Raw genomic sequence first — 966 nt, forward strand, 5'->3', positions numbered from 1 at the left:
TAAAGGGGAGCTATAATTTTCCTTTGGCTTACCAAACAAACTTTTAACTAAACTTCTCTTCTTTCTATTAAATTTCTATATTTTTTTATATTTTTTATTTGAACTAAATAATAAACTTAACAAGATTTAAATTTACCAAATCTATCATTTACTTATACTTACTTCAATCTCACATTCATAATCATATTAGATAAAAAGATACTATCTTTATCAAAGTCTTTTGAGTTATATTCATTTTTTGATTGTATATTTTGCATAGTTTGCATTAAAGTTGAAAGATTATATAAACTTAAACTTTCTAATATATTTATGAGTTCTATCTTGCTTAAAGTATTAAAATCATTTAACAATCTAAGATAATTACTTATAATAGAAGAAGAATTTATATTATGAAATAAAATTTTATTTTTTATATCTTTTTTAATAAAAAATTGATTATTTTTTATATAAAAATAATTTCTAAAATGATTATTGCTTATTATTTGATTATAAAAACTTAAAAGACTTTCTTTGCTGTTTAAGTCTATAAAATTAAGATAAAAATTCTTTTCTTCTAAGGCTAATTTTAAAGCATTAAGATTTGCAAAAGAAGCATTAAGATTTTCATTATTTTTTAAAGCATAAACGATATTTTCTTGTTCTTGTTTTTGGGTAATAGCATATTGTAATAAAGGATTTTTATAATGTGTATTGCTATTGATTAAAACATTGATATAAAAAGCTTCTTTGCTTTTCTTAGTTAATTGAAGCAAAGATAAAAGTGTAGAAGGGATATAAAAAGAATCAAGCTTTAAATTTAAATACTTATCATAAGTATTTATATAAGTTAATTCTTGACTAAAATCCAAAGCTTGTTCTTTTAAATTTAAAAGCATTGTTCCACCTAATCCTAATAAAGCTAGATTTTTGAAATTCTCTAAAGCTTTTCTTTTTTCTAAATCGATTTGAAGTATTTTTTGCATTGTT

At 20.2% G+C, this 966-nt stretch carries 1 protein-coding gene; it reads right to left on the reverse strand.

Annotated elements, in window-relative coordinates:
• Positions 1 to 158 precede the first annotated feature (158 nt).
• A partial coding sequence (locus AJ889_RS05585; RefSeq protein ID WP_224362736.1) for a hypothetical protein occupies positions 159 to 966 on the reverse strand: 808 nt, incomplete at its 5' end.

The organism is Campylobacter sp. BCW_6468, from assembly GCF_001762865.1.
Classification (GTDB): domain Bacteria; phylum Campylobacterota; class Campylobacteria; order Campylobacterales; family Campylobacteraceae; genus Campylobacter_D; species Campylobacter_D jejuni.